The sequence below is a fragment of the Rhodococcus sp. FG69 genome, from assembly GCF_057808915.1.
On the sequence record NZ_JBMDIX010000103.1, the window covers coordinates 1 to 1307 of the forward strand.

At 64.3% G+C, this 1307-nt stretch carries 1 protein-coding gene; it reads right to left on the bottom strand.

What is annotated here, in order from left to right; genetic code table 11:
- On the bottom strand, positions 1 to 1307 hold a 1307-nt coding region (locus ACODSO_RS29150), incomplete at both ends, for an acyl-CoA carboxylase biotin carboxyl carrier protein subunit (RefSeq protein ID WP_489040075.1).

The following is a 1307-nucleotide window of genomic DNA, read 5'->3' on the forward strand; positions in this document are numbered from 1 at the left end:
ATGCGGGCGGCGTAGTCGGGTGCGTCGGGGTTTTCGGTGAGGTATTGCAGGCTGCCGCGGACTCCGTCGTAGACCTGATCGCGTGCCCGGCGGATCTGGGGGGCATCGAACAGATGGAATCGGAGGTTGCGTGCGACGTCACCGATGACGGGGTAGCGGGCTTGTGTGGCGACGATCAACCGTTCGAGCACCTCGCCGATGTCCGACGAAGGCTGCGCTGCGGTGTCGGTGAGCCAGTGATCGAGCAGTGCCGCGATGACCGGGACTTGATTCTCGATGCGCTGCAGCGCGAGGAAGACGCGGTAGACCGCTTCTTCGAGCTCGGGTGTACGTCCCTCGGTGGCGTCGGCGTCGTAGTGACGAAGCGCGCGAGAAAGCTTGCTGCGGAAAGATTCCGGCAGTCCTTGAATGTCGGAATCGAGTGAATGCAGAAACGAATGGAAATGCTCACGTGGAGAATGGACCCGTTCGTCGGTGTTCTCCTCATCCATCGTCGGACGATTACGCGAAAGCTCGCAGATATCGGCGAAAGTGTTCAGCAACGCCAACTCCGCTTCCAGCACCGCAGTGTCCTCCCGCGGTACCGCACTGCGTAGTCGTTCGTAGTCGGCGAGCAGGACACGAGCCCGTGGTGCACCGACATCGAAACCGGTGATCAACGCCGACAACTCGTTCAGCCGCGCCAACGCCCGGCAACTCGCGCTCTCACCCTCGACGCTGGGAACAGTCCGAAACTGAACCCGCGCGGTCTGCGAGGACGCCTTCTGCTCCCCGGCCTGATCGACCCGCAACAGCGCAGCCCCGGAATCGACCTGCCCGTTCACCGACGCCAACACCTCCCGCACCGTCCCCGCATACGGGGAACGGACCGCGGTCTCCATCTTCATCGACTCGAGCACCACCAACGTCTGACCGGCCTCGACCTCGTCCCCGACAGCGACAGGAACAGCAACGACAACCGCCGGGGCGGGCGCACGCACCAACCCGGCTTCGTCCTGACTGATCTGATGCGAAATCCCATCGACCTCGACGAGGAAATGCGCGGCACCAGCAACCGTGACGACAGAGAAACGCCGGTCCCCGAGCGTCAACCGGCTCTCGTACTGCCCGAGACGCTCGAGATCGACCTGCAGATCTCCACTGTCCCCGTCGACCTGGTAGCGGTGCGGTCCGATCTGACCGACACCGAGTTTGTAGGCCTGGCCCTGGTAGCTCAGTTCGACGGTGCGTCCGACGGTGTGGCTGGCCCGTGGGCGACCACCCCGAGCGGAGGAAAGGAACGCCGCCCGCTCACGGGCCTCCTCGGC